The sequence below is a fragment of the Xenorhabdus griffiniae genome (assembly GCF_037265215.1).
Lineage (GTDB): Bacteria > Pseudomonadota > Gammaproteobacteria > Enterobacterales > Enterobacteriaceae > Xenorhabdus > Xenorhabdus griffiniae.
The window spans coordinates 2,881,527-2,896,322 of the sequence record NZ_CP147737.1 but is presented as its reverse complement, the minus strand read 5'-3'; the positions used below and the strand labels follow the sequence as shown (position 1 = coordinate 2,896,322).

General features: G+C 38.4%; 15 protein-coding genes, 1 pseudogene and 1 riboswitch. Of the genes and pseudogenes, 13 read left to right on the top strand and 3 right to left on the bottom strand.

Annotated elements, in window-relative coordinates; all coding sequences use genetic code 11:
- The first annotated feature begins 292 nt into the window (after window positions 1-292).
- The 3 genes from WDV75_RS12580 to thiD all read left to right on the top strand — a co-directional run bounded on the left by WDV75_RS12580 (window position 293) and on the right by thiD (window position 3,859).
- A complete protein-coding gene (locus tag WDV75_RS12580; protein WP_273571674.1) occupies window positions 293-1,657 on the top strand; it encodes an amino acid permease in 1,365 nt (454 codons plus the stop codon).
- A 934-nt stretch (window positions 1,658-2,591) separates the two neighbouring features.
- On the top strand, window positions 2,592-2,801 hold the full coding sequence (gene cspE / locus WDV75_RS12575; protein WP_038269841.1) for a transcription antiterminator/RNA stability regulator CspE: 210 nt from the start codon (window positions 2,592-2,594) through the stop codon (window positions 2,799-2,801).
- Window positions 2,802-2,925: 124 nt separating this feature from the next.
- A riboswitch (TPP riboswitch) is annotated at window positions 2,926-3,018 on the top strand.
- Between the two features lie 40 nt (window positions 3,019-3,058).
- On the top strand, window positions 3,059-3,859 hold the full coding sequence (gene thiD, locus WDV75_RS12570; protein ID WP_273571678.1) for a bifunctional hydroxymethylpyrimidine kinase/phosphomethylpyrimidine kinase: 801 nt from the start codon (window positions 3,059-3,061) through the stop codon (window positions 3,857-3,859).
- Window positions 3,860-3,920: 61 nt separating this feature from the next.
- On the opposite strand, the gene fbaB is transcribed toward thiD, so the two are convergent.
- Window positions 3,921-4,970 carry a class I fructose-bisphosphate aldolase gene (fbaB, locus tag WDV75_RS12565; protein ID WP_273571673.1) on the bottom strand — a complete coding sequence of 350 codons (1,050 nt, stop codon included), beginning with the start codon at window positions 4,968-4,970 and terminating at the stop codon, window positions 3,921-3,923.
- A 797-nt stretch (window positions 4,971-5,767) separates the two neighbouring features.
- Complete coding sequence (yegQ, locus tag WDV75_RS12560; protein ID WP_189760575.1) at window positions 5,768-7,132, bottom strand: tRNA 5-hydroxyuridine modification protein YegQ; 1,365 nt, start codon at window positions 7,130-7,132, stop codon at window positions 5,768-5,770.
- A 287-nt stretch (window positions 7,133-7,419) separates the two neighbouring features.
- On the opposite strand from yegQ, the gene WDV75_RS12555 reads away from it, so the two are divergent.
- The 9 genes and pseudogenes from WDV75_RS12555 to WDV75_RS12515 all read left to right on the top strand — a co-directional run bounded on the left by WDV75_RS12555 (window position 7,420) and on the right by WDV75_RS12515 (window position 12,584).
- Window positions 7,420-7,617 (top strand): hypothetical protein, encoded by a 198-nt coding sequence (locus WDV75_RS12555; RefSeq protein ID WP_273571672.1) that lies wholly within the window; start codon window positions 7,420-7,422, stop codon window positions 7,615-7,617.
- Window positions 7,610-8,307 (top strand): IS1 family transposase gene (locus WDV75_RS12550; RefSeq protein WP_273571671.1). Its coding sequence is split into 2 segments (ribosomal slippage): window positions 7,610-7,859 and window positions 7,859-8,307, totalling 699 coding nucleotides; the frame shifts between segments, so codons are not numbered across the junction. The genes WDV75_RS12555 and WDV75_RS12550 overlap by 8 nt, the downstream gene beginning before the upstream one ends.
- A gap of 153 nt (window positions 8,308-8,460) precedes the next feature.
- Window positions 8,461-9,204 carry an Hcp family type VI secretion system effector gene (tssD, locus tag WDV75_RS12545; protein ID WP_273571670.1) on the top strand — a complete coding sequence of 248 codons (744 nt, stop codon included), beginning with the start codon at window positions 8,461-8,463 and terminating at the stop codon, window positions 9,202-9,204.
- A 4-nt stretch (window positions 9,205-9,208) separates the two neighbouring features.
- Window positions 9,209-10,378 (top strand): hypothetical protein, encoded by a 1,170-nt coding sequence (locus tag WDV75_RS12540; protein WP_273571669.1) that lies wholly within the window; start codon window positions 9,209-9,211, stop codon window positions 10,376-10,378.
- On the top strand, window positions 10,323-10,793 hold the full coding sequence (locus WDV75_RS12535; protein WP_273571679.1) for a hypothetical protein: 471 nt from the start codon (window positions 10,323-10,325) through the stop codon (window positions 10,791-10,793). Before WDV75_RS12540 ends, WDV75_RS12535 begins: the two co-directional genes overlap by 56 nt.
- Window positions 10,794-10,957: 164 nt before the next feature.
- Window positions 10,958-11,131 carry a hypothetical protein gene (locus tag WDV75_RS12530; protein ID WP_273571668.1) on the top strand — a complete coding sequence of 58 codons (174 nt, stop codon included), beginning with the start codon at window positions 10,958-10,960 and terminating at the stop codon, window positions 11,129-11,131.
- Between the two features lie 82 nt (window positions 11,132-11,213).
- Window positions 11,214-11,309 (top strand): annotated as a pseudogene (locus WDV75_RS12525) (helix-turn-helix domain-containing protein); the annotation flags it as partial.
- A gap of 235 nt (window positions 11,310-11,544) precedes the next feature.
- The gene (locus WDV75_RS12520; RefSeq protein ID WP_273571667.1) at window positions 11,545-12,000 is read left to right on the top strand and encodes a hypothetical protein; all 456 of its coding nucleotides are present in this window, start codon (window positions 11,545-11,547) and stop codon (window positions 11,998-12,000) included.
- Window positions 11,997-12,584, top strand: a complete 588-nt coding sequence (locus tag WDV75_RS12515; protein ID WP_273571666.1) for a hypothetical protein — start codon at window positions 11,997-11,999, stop codon at window positions 12,582-12,584. The genes WDV75_RS12520 and WDV75_RS12515 overlap by 4 nt, the downstream gene beginning before the upstream one ends.
- A 353-nt stretch (window positions 12,585-12,937) precedes the next feature.
- Here WDV75_RS12515 and WDV75_RS12510 read toward each other — a convergent pair whose 3' ends face one another.
- A complete protein-coding gene (locus WDV75_RS12510; RefSeq protein ID WP_189760574.1) occupies window positions 12,938-13,282 on the bottom strand; it encodes a YegP family protein in 345 nt (114 codons plus the stop codon).
- 243 nt (window positions 13,283-13,525) lie between these two features.
- Here WDV75_RS12510 and WDV75_RS12505 point away from each other — a divergent pair, with 243 nt between their 5' ends.
- Window positions 13,526-14,704 (top strand): MFS transporter, encoded by a 1,179-nt coding sequence (locus tag WDV75_RS12505; protein WP_273571665.1) that lies wholly within the window; start codon window positions 13,526-13,528, stop codon window positions 14,702-14,704.
- Window positions 14,705-14,796 lie beyond the last annotated feature (92 nt).

The following is a 14,796-nucleotide window of genomic DNA, read 5'->3' as shown; positions in this document are numbered from 1 at the left end:
TTCTGCCTGTATGTGTGTTAATATGCATTTGCAGTATTCATTCTTTGTAAAATGGTGTTTTAATACCCACTTGATACGAATTAACAAACTCAATATTGCGTTAAATTAGTACATAACTCAATCACATATAATATGTTGAAGGAATTATGTTGAGGAAATTTGAACTCAGCAGATTGTGCGCGATTTGAGGAGAGCAGGGTGTTTCTGACTCTATTCAAGTACAAAGGTTCAAAACAACAAATAAAACAACTTCTAATGAGACGGGTTCTAAGCATCGTAAAAAGAGGATTAGATGGCAGAACAACAAGAACAACAATCTACGCTTAAGCGTGGTTTAAAGAACAGGCATATTCAGCTTATTGCTCTCGGCGGTGCAGTAGGAACGGGGTTATTTTTAGGTATTGCCCAAACCATTAAAATGGCAGGGCCTTCAGTGCTCCTTGGGTATGCACTCGGCGGGTTTATCGCATTTTTGATTATGCGCCAACTGGGTGAAATGGTTGTTGAAGAGCCAGTCGCGGGGTCATTTAGCCACTTTGCTTATAAATATTGGGGAAATTTTGCCGGTTTTCTATCAGGCTGGAATTACTGGGCAATGTTTATTTTGGTTGGCATGGCAGAATTAACGGCTGTTGGTATGTATATCCAATATTGGTGGCCAGAAATTCCAACATGGGTTTCTGCCGCAATATTTTTTGTACTGATTAATCTCGTCAATCTCATTAATGTTCGCTTATACGGTGAAACCGAATTTTGGTTCTCTATCATTAAAGTCAGTGCCATCGTTGGGATGATTATCTTTGGGGGTTACTTGCTGATTAGCGGTAAGGGTGGCCCACAGGCAAGTATCACCAACTTGTGGCAGCAGGGCGGCTTTATGCCAAATGGGCTTTCTGGCTTGATTATGGCGTTGGCTGTGATCATGTTTTCATTTGGTGGCCTGGAAATGGTAGGCATTACCGCAGCAGAAGCAGAAAATCCTGAGAAAAATATCCCAAAAGCCACTAATCAGGTTGTTTATCGCATCTTGCTGTTCTATATCGGTTCATTGGCCATCTTGCTATCGTTGTATCCGTGGGAGAAAGTAGTAGAAGGCGGTAGCCCATTTGTTTTGATTTTCCATGATCTGGATAACTTCTGGGTAGCGAATGTGCTGAATGTGGTGGTAGTAACAGCGGCGTTATCTGTTTATAACAGTGGTGTGTATTGTAATAGTCGGATGTTGTATGGTTTGGCTAAACAAGGTAATGCGCCTTATGCACTCACCAAAGTCAACAAACGCAATGTACCTGTTTTGTCTATTGGTTTATCAGCGCTGGCAACATCAATTGGTGTATTGATTAACTATGTTATGCCCGGTAAGGCATTTGAGTTGTTAATGGCATTAGTGGTAACAACTCTGGTCATTAACTGGATTATGATTTGTTTTGCTCATTTGAAATTCCGTTCAGCTAAAGATAAAGAAGGTGTCAAAACGAAATTTCAGGCACTGTGGTATCCATTTGGAAATTACCTGTGTTTAGTCTTCCTGGCATTCATTCTCGTTATTATATTAATGATGCCCCCAATTCGTATTTCAGTTATCTTGATGCCGTTTTGGATTGGTATCTTATGGATTGGTTATTTGATTGTTCGCTCGAAGAAAGCTAAAAGATAAGTAGATTAGTTGCCAACCCATGTCATTTTTCAGCCGGGTATTATGCCCGGTTGATTGTTATTATCAGCACTAAATAATACATAACCGTTATTTTGTGTAACTATACCAATCATCTTGAAGTTAGATTGGTATATACTCTTTTTTGGACAATATGGTTTCATTTTAAACTGAAGCAATGCCGGCAAAAATGCACTTGATGAAATCAATGATCGTATAGACGAATAGTAAAAATCATCCTACAAATATTATAATTGAATAATATTTAATAAATGATAAACAAAAAGTAAGCTGGTTATATGTATACCAATCGTTTTTCAAGATGCGTCTTATTATCTCCTCGCTACGTAGGGAGATATAAACAATCACATAGCTTTGCAAGCTGCAACTTGAAATTCATTGGGTATAAAACAACTATATTGTATGTTCAAAAATAATAAGTGAAATTAGCTATACGCATTAAACTTCAAGTTGCAATTTATAACACGCTATGAAACGTGATTTCTCCTCGCGTAGCGGGGGAGAAATCACACGCATCTTGAAGTTAGACTGGTATATAATTTTTATCGTTATCTAAAATGAATTTTGCATAACGATAATTCTCTGGTCTACACCATAATAGATATGGAAAACAGTATTATGTATTAGTCTTATTAAAGCTATTTCTTAGGGTGAACTTTTCTTTTTGTGTTAATTCATGATGTTATGTGAATTAAAAATTATTCAGTGATTTCAAATTGGAATAGATATTAAGAACTTTAAATATGTGCGTTGGCTCCAGCGCCTGAAAAAAATGGCTTGCGATTATATAAAGAGTGTGTGATAAAACACATGGGTAAACGAAGTACGGTTCTGTTAATAAATAACAGCAACTAATACTGGTTTGTTTATTTTTATGCCAATAGGCTAATAAAGTGATTCAAAGGAAATTTTTGAAATGGCAAAAATCACTGGTACTGTGAAGTGGTTCAACGAGTCTAAAGGTTTTGGTTTTATTACTCCAGCTGATGGTAGCAAAGATGTATTTGTACATTTTTCTGCAATTATGAAAGATGGATTTAAAACATTATCTGAAGGCCAACAAGTTGAGTTTGAAATTCAGGATGGCCCTAAAGGTCCTGCTGCTGCAAACGTCACAACTTTATAGTAACAAATTTAATTTGGCGGGTATCTAATTACTGGCTAAATCTATTTATCGTTAGTTTGGTTTTAGTATCTGACGATAACCTATTGCAAATATCACTCTATTAGAGTACTAATAGGGTGATTTTTATTTTGACTCGGGGCGTTCTTTATTGAACTGAGAAGTACCCGTATTACCTGATCTGGATAATACCAGCGTAGGGAAGTCATGGTATCTCTTATTCCGATACCGCTTTTCTTTAGCTGGTGGTAGGAATCACTATAATGAGAATTAACTCACTGACTATCGCAGGAACCGATCCTAGCGGTGGTGCCGGCATTCAGGCCGATTTAAAAACCTTTTCCGCGCTTGGGGCTTACGGTACGACAGTTGTTACTGCGTTGGTTGCACAAAATACACTGGGCGTACAATCTGTGTATGATCTTGATCCCCTTTTTGTTGCTGCTCAGTTAGAATCAGTGCTTTCAGATGTCAGGATAGACAGCGCCAAAATTGGGATGTTATCGAATGCAGCTAATATCGCTGTGATAGCGGAGTCGCTGCATCGTTATGCTATTCCCTGCATTGTATTGGATACAGTTATGGTGGCGAAAAGCGGTGATCCCTTGCTATCACCGGAGGCCATTACCGCAATGGTAGAGCAATTGCTGCCACTTGTTTCTCTGATCACCCCTAATTTGCCGGAAGCGGCAGCCATATTGAACTGTGATCTTGCTGATACGGAAGATGAAATGTTACAGCAGGGCAGAGCATTACGTTCAATGGGATGTCAGGCGGTTTTATTGAAAGGCGGACATTTGAATAATGAGGAAAGCCCGGATTGGCTTTTTACCCCGCAAGGGGAGTGGCGTTTTACTGCACCCAGAATAAATACACGGCATACTCATGGAACGGGGTGTACTTTATCCGCAGCACTTGCTGCATTGCGTCCACGCCATTCAGACTGGCAAAGTACGTTGCCGGTTGCTAAAACATATTTACAAAATGCGCTGATACAGGCGGATAGTTTACAAGTTGGTCATGGCATTGGGCCAGTTCACCATTTTCATCAATGGTGGTGAATTTTGGGGTAAATAATGGGGATGCAGAGATCCCCATTTTGAACATACTGAAACTAATTGATTAGGCGATAGTAATTTTCTGATCGAGATAAACATCCTGTACGGAGTGGATTAACTCAACGCCCTCTTTCATCGATTTTTTGAACGCCTTGCGGCCAAGGATCAATCCCATCCCTCCGGCACGTTTATTGATAACGGCTGTGCGCACAGAATCACTTAAGTCATTGTTTCCAGAAGCCCCACCTGAATTGATTAATCCAGCGCGTCCCATATAGCAGTTAGCAATTTGATAACGAACGAGATCAATCGGATGTTCAGTGGTCAAATTGCTATAGACGCGTTTATCCGTATGCCCGAACCCAATAGCAGTATAACCACCATTAGTTTCAGCCATTTTTTGTTTAACGATATCGGCACCGATTGTTGCAGCCAGGTGATTCGCCTGGCCGGTTAAATCGGCGCTGGTGTGGTAATCAACGCCATCTTTCTTGAAAGCGGAATTACGCAGATAAGCCCACAACACAGTGACCATGCCAAGTTCATGAGCGCGCTCAAAGGCGGCTGAAATTTCTTCTATTTGGCGGCGTGATTCGGGAGAGCCATAATAGATTGTTGCGCCAACCGCAACGGCTCCCATATTAAATGCTTGTTCGACACTGGCATATAAAGTTTGATCATATTGGGCGGGATAGGTCAACGTTTCATTGTGATTAAGCTTAACCAGAAACGGGATTTTATGAGCATAGCGGCGAGAAACAGACGCCAAAACACCGTAAGTTGAAGCAACACAATTACAGCCTGCCTCAATCGCCAGTTCAACGATATTTTTGGGATCAAAATAGAGAGGGTTGGCCGCGAAAGAAGCGCTGGCGGAATGCTCAACTCCCTGATCTACTGGCAAAATTGAGAGATAACCTGTACCGGCCAGACGTCCATGATCCAATAAGGTTTGCATGGAGCGAAGAACAGTATTGGGGCGGTTATTTTCGAGCATAACTCTATCAACGAAATCTGTGCCTGGAAGATAGAGATTTTCACGTGGAATGGTATTACATTGATGTTCCAATAAACTCTCTGCGTCTTTTCCTAACAACTTAATGATATCAGTCATGATTAACTCCAGTTTGCAAAAGGCGCTACTGATTGTTGTTTATATTTGAGTTGATCACAAGGCAAGTGGAGAGGGAAGCAGCAGTGGATCGCTTCAGTTAATACAAATATTGCTAAAAATTAACCATATTATAAATAGGTTTTCATAATACTGAGAGTATCAGATGTTGGAGTTACTTACCCCGTGCGGTGCGCGGGGTAAGTAACTCCTATCATTTTGAAATGCTATTTATCAAGATAGAGTGAAATAATATTTATCTGATATGGTGACATACTCATTAAACTTCAAGTTGCAATATGAAACTTGATGTCTCTCCGCAGAGCGGGGAGACATCACACGCATCTTGAAGTTAGATTGGTATAAATATTGAAGTTATTCATAAACTGAATAATTTGGTTTACTTTTCTCAAAATTTCCTTCATTAAACTGAATAAATCCTGACATTATTTATCAAAAAGATGGTTTTTTTGATTATTATAAGTGCGGTTACTAATAAAAGATTAACAAATATCCAGTCAGGATTTGGAAGTATTAATTAATTTAATGATTTTTAATCATGGGTGTTTTTCTTAATTATTTGAATTTATTATTTTTTTTATTTGTTTGTGTAAAAGAAAAGGCCAGCCCAAGGGAGATTGAGCTAGCCAAGGAGGTGGTTCCTAGTCTTACAATAAAACTTTTTTTAGTTCTTTATTTTTCGAAACTGATAATACGAGAAATAAATTAGCATTGATGTGATCTATTTCTAAAAAAATAGATTAATTTCTTTAAAATCCTATTTCGAATTATTTCACTTGTCATTCATGTGGATGAGGTGCTCTGGTATTGCCACCTTTTAAGTTTCGTACAAGTAAAGCATAATCCAGCTTAATTTCTTCAGGAATAGGAAGATAAACGATATGCCCATCACCCGGCGCAATTGCCACGGCCTGGCCTTTTTTATTTGTCATGGATTCTAACGTGAAGTTAATATTGCCCGATGGTGTCATGAGTTCCAGATGATCCCCGACAAGAAATTTATTCTTCACGGCAACTTCTGCCAGGCCATTGACTCGATTGCCAGTAAATTCACCAACGAATTGTTGAGTGTCTGATACGGAATAGCCGTATTCGTAAGTTTGGTAAGCATCATGGGTATGACGGCGCAGAAAACCTTCTGTATAACCACGGTGCGCTAAACCTTCTAATGTGGTCATCAATGTTGGATCGAAGGGTTTTCCTGCAACGGCGTCATCTATGGCGCGACGATATACTTGGGCGGTGCGGGCACAATAATAGAAAGATTTGGTACGACCTTCGATTTTCAGTGAATGAACTCCCATTTGGGTTAATCTTTCCACATGTTCAAGAGCACGTAAGTCTTTGGAGTTCATGATATAAGTACCATGTTCATCTTCAAACGCTGACATATATTCGCCAGGACGCTTGGCTTCTTCTATCATGAAGACTTTATCTGTTGGTGCACCTTGGCCTAATGTTGGTTCAATGTTTTTAACCGGAATAGGATCATGCATATGGACAATATTGCCAACGCTATCTTCCTTGCCTTCCTGCACATTGTATTCCCAGCGACAGGCGTTGGTGCAGGTTCCCTGATTAGGATCGCGTTTGTTAATATAACCCGATAACAGGCAACGGCCAGAATAAGCCATACAAAGTGCACCATGCACAAAAACCTCAAGTTCCATATCAGGTACTTGCTGACGGATTTCAGCAATTTCTTCCAGCGAGAGTTCACGGGAAAGAATGACTCGCGTCAATCCCATCTGTTTCCAGAATTTGACTGTAGCCCAGTTAACCGCATTGGCTTGAACTGAGAGATGAATATCTATTTCAGGAAATGTCTCGCGTACCATCATAATTAAGCCCGGATCAGACATGATCAAAGCATCAGGCCCCATTTCTACGACGGGTTTTAAATCACGAATAAACGTTTTCAGCTTTGCGTTATGGGGTGCGATATTGACAACGACATAAAAACGCTTACCTAATTCATGTGCCTCCTTAATGCCTTGTGCCAATGTCTCATGGTTAAATTCATTATTACGGACTCGCAAGCTATAGCGAGGCTGACCGGCATAAATGGCATCTGCACCATAAGCGAATGCATACCGCATGTTTTTCAAGGAGCCGGCAGGAGAAAGTAATTCTGGAGTAAACATATTTTTTAACGTTCTCGGTCTGAGTTCAAGTCAGCCCTTACCCGGTCTTCATTATCATTACTAAGGGTAAGGTTTAAAAGAGGGGGGATTTTAACGCCTATTTAATCATTAGCACAAGCATATAAACTCTGTTAATGACATGGGGTTACGTGTATTCATGTTTTTTGTAATTTCATGAAAAACAAAAATAAATCTCTATTTGGTGTTTTCATCCGTTTTGGTGTTTGCGGGTTGTTGCACCTTCCTGCGTATTGCAATGTGTATTGCAAAATGAAAAGGTTTAGTAAATGGCGGTAAACAAACTCAGTGATAAAAAGCTCAAGTCCTTGTACGGTAAATCGATTGAAAAACAACAAACCATAGCAGACGGAAACGGGCTATCAATCCGATTAAGTAAACAGGGAACAATCAGCTTGGTCATGCTCTCAATGATTAGATATTGTGATAAACTCCCTGCTTTTTATTATGGAGTGAGAGATGGCTAAAGTTGATATGGTTTGTCGTTACTGCCATAAAACAGAAGAGGTTAAAGGGCATGGAAAAGGACGTACTGGTCATCCCCGCTATCACTGCTATGCCTGCCGTAAAACCTTTCAACTGAACTATGCCTATCAAGCCTGTTATCCCGGCGTGAAAGAGCAACTTATTGATATGGCAGTGAATAACTCCGGTGTTCGTGATACCGCTTGTGTACTGAAGATAGGGATTAACACCGTCATTCGCACGTTAAAAAACTCTCCCCGAAAAATGTGACCAACTTTCCTCTTAAGGGAAATGAAGTCCAGCTTATCTGTGAAGTTGATGAGCAATGGTCATTTGTGAGAAGTAAAAAGAATCAACGTTGGCTCTGGTATGCTTGGGAGCCTCGCCTCAAGCGAGTCGTGGCACATGTTTTTGGTGATCGCAGTACGGCGACTTTACGCAAACATCTTGAGTTATTATTCCCATTTAATGTCAGGTTTTACTGTACGGATGATTATGCACCTTACAACCGACTTCCTGAAGAAAAACATATTGTTGGAAAACATTATACCCAACGTATAGAAAGAACCAATCTGACATTACGTACACGTTTAAAAAGACTGAATCGAAGGACGATAGGTTATTCCAAATCAGAGGAGATGCACGATAAGGTGATAGGGACTTTCATCGAACGTGAATACTATTCTTTATAGGGCTATCTAACTATTGGAGTCACGACCTAATTTAAGCATAGAGATTAATCACAAATTCAATGTTGCACTTTCATTCAAGCTGGAACAGATAAATATTCCTGTTGTATTCTGCTTCATTTGGAATTTATCGGAAGTCAGATCATTGGAGACAAGATGTCACATATTATTTACTTGTCACTCAAAGGCAAGAAACAAGGTTTAATTTCAGCCGGATGCTCAACACCCGAATCAATTGGAAATCGCTATCAAATAGGGCGGGAAGACGAAATACAGGTACTGAGTGTCAATCATTCAGTAAACCGCGATCAGAGTGCACATCATCACCCTGTTAGCTTTACCAAACCCATTGATAAATCCTCACCTTTGTTAGCAATGGCAATTGACGGAAACGAATTGCTGGAAGCGCGCTTTATGCATTACCGGACAAGCCCGATGGGACAACTGGAACTCTTTTACGAAATTAAACTGACAGGCGCAACGATTGTCGATCTGTCCTACAATTATCCCCATTCCATCAATGATAACGGTGCAATCCCCCATGAAGTGGTGATGCTCGATTACAAATCTATCGCATGTAACCACATTGCTGCGGGGACTTCGGGCTACAGCATTACACAATTAGCAGGGCGTGAAGAAGGTAGGCCGCTTTTATCCGGGTTACCGAATGTGAAGCCACTTAAGAAGCCGCTGATTGAAGAAACTCCGGTAAAACCCGCTAAACATCATGCCCGCTATCGTTGTGTGGATGATGACGGCAATCTTTTAACCGAACGTAAGTATCGGGTTTGCCTGCCGGATGGTCAGATAAAAGAAGGCAAGACGGATAAACAAGGTTATACCCAATGGCATCTCACGGATGACAAAAAGAACTTGAGCTTTCATATTTTAAAGGATTAATACCATGCCGACCTATACCGTTTACACCAAAATAGAATCGAATGTACCTGCTGAGCACTTGCTGTATGATTTAATTATTTATCGTAAGGATGCAAAAGGAAACCATCACATATTACTTGATATTTTTCAGGCACAATTACAGAGCAATTATGAAACTCAGCAGCACGTCACTGAAGAAACAGATGATGAACTTTCCGTAACGTATATTATGCAAATTATGCTTTACCGTAAACATGGTTCAAATACGATTCAGGCATTGCAAGCCCCTTTTAAAAAAATGTATACACTGGGGGAATTCGTAGAAGGTAAAGCCTGTTCAGATAAAAAACGAGAGAATGCTTGTTATTTTGAAAGCACAATTGAAACAAAACCTGTTAGCGACGGAGATAATACCGTTGAATTAAAACTTACTGTTCCTGAAAGAGTATTTATTGCGGAAGAATATCCAATTGGTCATCCTGATGATCCATTTGAGAAGAATAAAGTTGAATCACAAATTCAGGATAGGTTATCGAAAAGAACTTATCCTGATCAAAATGGAGCTAGTTTGTGTGGCCCAGCAGCTTTGTTTTATTGCTTACAAATGGACAGACCTGATATTTATGAGCAAGCTGCCCGTGAGTTATGGGAATATGGGAAAACCAAAATTGGTCAATTAGATATTAATCCGGGTGACGGTTGCCGTCACCCTAAAGGAACTTTTTATGACGAGGATGGTGAAAGAATCTCAGGATTAGATTGGTTGACATTAGCCAGTTTGAGAGACTCAGAAAATACGATTATGGACTACGATGAAGTGTCCGATCAGGTAGCGGGTATTACTGCTTGGTGGACAGTATCAGATTGGTTTGAAAAAGCTGGTTATGAAAAAGTATTTAGTAATGTTGGATTGAAGCATAGTAGTAAAGAAGATATCGAAATTTTGAACAATTATATAGAACAAGGTTGCCATGTGGTCTCTTTAATTTCTGCTGGTATGTTGCAGAATATGCAGGAAACATCAGGGAAAAACCATTGGATTGTTTGGGCGGGTAAAGTAGAAGAAAGTGAGAAAGGTACTAACGTTAAAGCATTTTCATGGGGGAGAGTGAAACCTTGGGTAAAAGCGAATTCTACGCATGAATATTTTACTAACCACACATTTGGAGGATTGGTCTTCAAGCCACTTAAATAAAATGAAAAAAATAATATTGTTAATTTTTATTATATTAACCTCATCATGTAGTACGATTTCGGTATCTGTTCAGCCTAAAGGAAATTATCTGCCTGATGCTATTGTAGGTAAAAGTTATAATGCTTCTATTTCTATAGTAGGAGGGCCAGTAATTGTTAGTAATGAAAAAAAATTTACTAATTTTGTCATCATAGAGCCAGCCGATTCTGGAATGGAATGGAAGCCCCATAAAAAGAGTTTGGTGTATTCTGGAAAAGAAGAAAGTTGGGAAGATTATAATCATTTAGTAATAAGTGGTAAGCCATTAAAATCAGGTGAAATATATGTAACAGTAGTTGGTCGCGTGTATGGAACAATGCTAACTGGTTCTGGGAAATTTCAAAAAAAATATACCATAAAAGTAAATGAAAAATAAATACAACGGAATGGTAATTGAATTGATCATTTAAAATTAAAGTTTTTGTAAATATTTTGTTTTTATGTTTTCCCTTGTTTAGCCTCTAAATTTTAGAGGCTTTTTAATTATTTTTAACAGTGTTAAATAGTGTTTTGAAGAAAATAACCATTCTGAAAAACACCATGAAAAAACTATTCGAATTACGCCAACAGAAAGCCGATTTAACGACCCAAATGCGCTCACTGCTCACCCAAGCCGAAGACGAAAAGCGATCACTCAATACCGATGAAGCCAAACAGTTCGACGAGCTGCGCACTCAGTCCGAGGCACTCAATACGGAAATTGCCCGTATATGAAGCTTTATCGGATGAAGAACGCAATCAGGCCAAAAACCAGCCGACCAGTAAAACACTCAGCAATGACGAACTGCGTCACTATTATCTCGGTATACATCCCTCTGAAATTTGGCCTAGTCGATATTTTGATATAAATGGTCAACTAATTGAGCGTATAGCTCGTAAAGTCCCTACTTAATGCCAGTGAAATGTTCGTAAAAATAATATTTATCGGGAGCCTCTAGAGCCTATATTTAATATAATAAAATGCAGGAATTAAGAAGCTCTCTATGATTATATTAAAATTATTAAAAATCCTAAATATGTGGTTTTTGTTACGTCATCAATATGATAATAAATTGATTTAACAAAACATCTTATTCCATATAAATTAAACTTATCAATGATAATGGGTAATTGTCATGAAGTATAAAATGAAAGAAAATACAATCATTGTTGCATCTAGTGTAATTGATGATGCAAAATCATACTGGGCTATGTTTTATGTTGCAATTATTAAAACAATCACCTTACAAAAAAACATTAAATATACAGTATGTTCTAATTGTTCTCTTAGTGATTACAAAGGAGCATTAAAACATCCTTCAAATTTCTTTAATAAGATGAAAGGAAACATAAAGAATCATGGATTCGAGTATTTAATGCTGGATTATTTAAAAATCTCAATAGGTAAAAATGTTTTTGAAGAATTACTTAATCTTCTACTAAAAGAATATAATATTAGTGATTTTGAATATAAATATTTCAATATATTTAAAATGGGAAGTGATTCAAACTTGCATGAGATACACTCAACATTTCAAGAAATAGATGTCAAAGTGTGGGTGCCATCTGGTAATCATGTTGAATTTACTTATTCAGAAAAATGAAGCCTAGAGGGTTTACTTATGATATAGGAAAACTTTCTGATGCATTTGTGTATTCTGATTTATTTATTTTTGTTTCTGATGGAGATAAATATAATTATGGTTTTGTTGGAGAGATTGAAGGCAACGATGGACAAAAGTTATTTAGGGGGAACTATTTAGGGAATATAACAAAATCTAGATATAGTTCTTTCTACATCGGGGCATCGGATAGAAGAAAAGGAGGTCATAAAGATAAAATAACAATAACCAGAGAATTAAATAAATATATTTTACACTTTTCGGAATCTCTCTCTATTATAAAAGATTTTAATTCTGTTATAAGTATCCTTGAAATGTTTTTTGATGGGCATTATGAAAATGCTTTAAAATTAATTAATGATGTAGCTCATAAAGAAATCATTGAGTTAATATCAAAAAAGTGGAATTCTCTAATAAATCAATGGAATTATCTTTTAGAAAGCCAGATCAAATATGCTGGTAATGATGGAATATATGTTCAAGACTGTGATTCAGAATCAGGAAGGATAATATATAAACCTTATCTTGGTGCTTGTAAAGATAAATATGTGTTACGTAAAAAATAAATCATAAAAAGGCCAATCTCCAGACTTGTGAATCATTGAGAAAATGATCCTAAAAAAGGTATTTTCTTACTAGCAGTAATGTTTGTCATTGTCACCGGAATAGCTTTTGACGAAAGGCTCCGCAACAATCGCAACATCTTCACAAACTCAGAACGTTTAGCATACTGACTTCATGTTATAAAATCGCTCATAAAATTATTGTGTATTACATATCAAGGATGAACGTAGATTGTAAACTAATATCTATTTGTAAATAAACAAAAAATTCAAAATTTGCAATTTCTTTACGAAACATATTATGGAAAAGAGAGAAAACGCGCCGCGGATACGGCGCGAGTCATTAATTGTATCGGTTAATTCTGTTTGGTCAGGTCACGAATACTTTCTGTTGGACCGATTTTCATGACAGATTGTATACATTTCTTCATGTTTGCTTCATTGGTATGAATTTCACTGATAGCAATAATTTGATGATTCCGGGCTTTCAGGACAAAGTAAGGTTTGCCCGATTTGTTTTTTTTCACTTCATGGCGAGTTTTATCGGGAGAATTAACTTGCACAGAGTGAATGCCTTTATTGGCAGCAGCTTTGGTGGTATACATTTCACTGCTCAGAATAATCTCACCGTTTGCCGCCACCAGATTGAAATAAAATTGCCCGTTCTTTGCTTTCTTAAGATCATAATGCCCAGTAGCCATAAGACATTCTCCTGATTGGGTAATTATCAGCTTAAGTTTAGCCTGAATTTTGTACAGTCAAGGGGGTTGATAAGAAAAATTTATGCTCTGTCCCGCTATTTTTTACAGAACGTGATGACTATTTTGTCTTGTTTCAATTGCTTCCCAATTGGCTGTTGCACGAATATATTACACACTCTCAGAGATAACGATACACCGTTGCAATATAACTCGATTAACACAGCCTATTATTAGGAGTTCTCCATGCCTGTAGCTATTTTGGCTCTAGCCATAGCGACATTTGGGATCGCTACAACCGAATTCATTGTCGCTGGTTTACTGCCTGAAATCGCAACCGAATTTAGTCTTTCAATACCAACTGCGGGGTATATGGTAACCAGTTATGCGCTTGGTGTATTTGTTGGCGCGCCTGTGTTAATCATATTGGGGGGAAGTATAGAAAGGAAAAAGATGCTTTCCCTGTTAATGATCTTATTTATTATCGGAAATGCACTGACTGCCTTTTCTCCGACATTTTCTCTGGCAATTATTGGCCGGATTGTGGCCTCCTTAACACATGGCGCTTTTATGGGAATAGGGGCGATTATTGCTGCTGAACTCGTGCCAGAAAATAAAAAAACCACCGCGATCGCCTTTATGTTTAGTGGAATGACACTGGCGAATTTAGTTGGAATACCGCTTGGAACATGGATAGGAAAAGCGATTTCCTGGCGCGTCACTTTTGCAATCATTACCGTTATTGGCATGATCGCATTAGTTGGAATTTTGAAGTTATTACCTAAGTTCGATCAAAAAGCGCCTGCCAGTATTAAAAAAGAATTGCAGGCGTTCACCAATATCCATGTTCTTTTAGCCATGGGGATCACTGTCTTAGGCCCCGCTGCATTTTTTACAACGATTACCTATATTGCACCATTAATGATCAATATTGCAGGATTCTCTGAAAGCGCAATAACATGGCTCCTGCTGGTATTGGGGCTAGGGTTTTTCTTTGGCAATATTGTCGGCGGAAAACTTGCAGATAAAGCGATGATGCCATTGTTGTATTGGACATTAGGACTACAATCCTTAACTCTATTTATTTTCTGGCTTTATGGTGACAATCAGTTTATTGCGTGTTTGAGCCTATTTTTAATGGCAGCATTGGGCTTTGCCACCGTATCGCCAATCCAGCGTTTGGTGATGGATAAAGCTCAGGAGGCTGGTGCACCTAATCTTGTCTCCTCTGTCAATATTGGATTCTTTAATCTGGGTAATGCAGTTGGGGCATGGTTGGGGGGTGTAATTATCGCCTCTCATTATGGCTATACTTCCCTTAATCTGGCAGGGGGGTTATTAGCCGCTCTGGCATTGTTATTCGCTGTCATTTCAGGTTTGCTTGATGGTAAAAGAACTTTGAATGTTGAAAAAAACCAATCATAAGTGTGTGACGATAGTTGCAACAGTAACCGCCCAATTAACCCCACATACTCGACGGATTAAGATTTTTAGTGTTTTTTTATTAAGGAGACAAA

What these genes read in the sequence shown, in the direction of transcription:
- WDV75_RS12580 (WP_273571674.1), top strand. Translation starts at nt 293, where the DNA reads ATGGCAGAACAACAAGAACAACAATCTACGCTTAAGCGTGGTTTAAAG.
- cspE (WP_038269841.1), top strand. Translation starts at nt 2,592, where the DNA reads ATGGCAAAAATCACTGGTACTGTGAAGTGGTTCAACGAGTCTAAAGGT.
- fbaB (WP_273571673.1), bottom strand. Translation starts at nt 4,970, where the DNA reads ATGACTGATATCATTAAGTTGTTAGGAAAAGACGCAGAGAGTTTATTG.
- yegQ (WP_189760575.1), bottom strand. Translation starts at nt 7,132, where the DNA reads ATGTTTACTCCAGAATTACTTTCTCCTGCCGGCTCCTTGAAAAACATG.
- WDV75_RS12555 (WP_273571672.1), top strand. Translation starts at nt 7,420, where the DNA reads ATGGCGGTAAACAAACTCAGTGATAAAAAGCTCAAGTCCTTGTACGGT.
- tssD (WP_273571670.1), top strand. Translation starts at nt 8,461, where the DNA reads ATGTCACATATTATTTACTTGTCACTCAAAGGCAAGAAACAAGGTTTA.
- WDV75_RS12540 (WP_273571669.1), top strand. Translation starts at nt 9,209, where the DNA reads ATGCCGACCTATACCGTTTACACCAAAATAGAATCGAATGTACCTGCT.
- WDV75_RS12535 (WP_273571679.1), top strand. Translation starts at nt 10,323, where the DNA reads ATGAATATTTTACTAACCACACATTTGGAGGATTGGTCTTCAAGCCAC.
- WDV75_RS12530 (WP_273571668.1), top strand. Translation starts at nt 10,958, where the DNA reads ATGAAAAAACTATTCGAATTACGCCAACAGAAAGCCGATTTAACGACC.
- WDV75_RS12520 (WP_273571667.1), top strand. Translation starts at nt 11,545, where the DNA reads ATGAAAGAAAATACAATCATTGTTGCATCTAGTGTAATTGATGATGCA.
- WDV75_RS12515 (WP_273571666.1), top strand. Translation starts at nt 11,997, where the DNA reads ATGAAGCCTAGAGGGTTTACTTATGATATAGGAAAACTTTCTGATGCA.
- WDV75_RS12510 (WP_189760574.1), bottom strand. Translation starts at nt 13,282, where the DNA reads ATGGCTACTGGGCATTATGATCTTAAGAAAGCAAAGAACGGGCAATTT.
- WDV75_RS12505 (WP_273571665.1), top strand. Translation starts at nt 13,526, where the DNA reads ATGCCTGTAGCTATTTTGGCTCTAGCCATAGCGACATTTGGGATCGCT.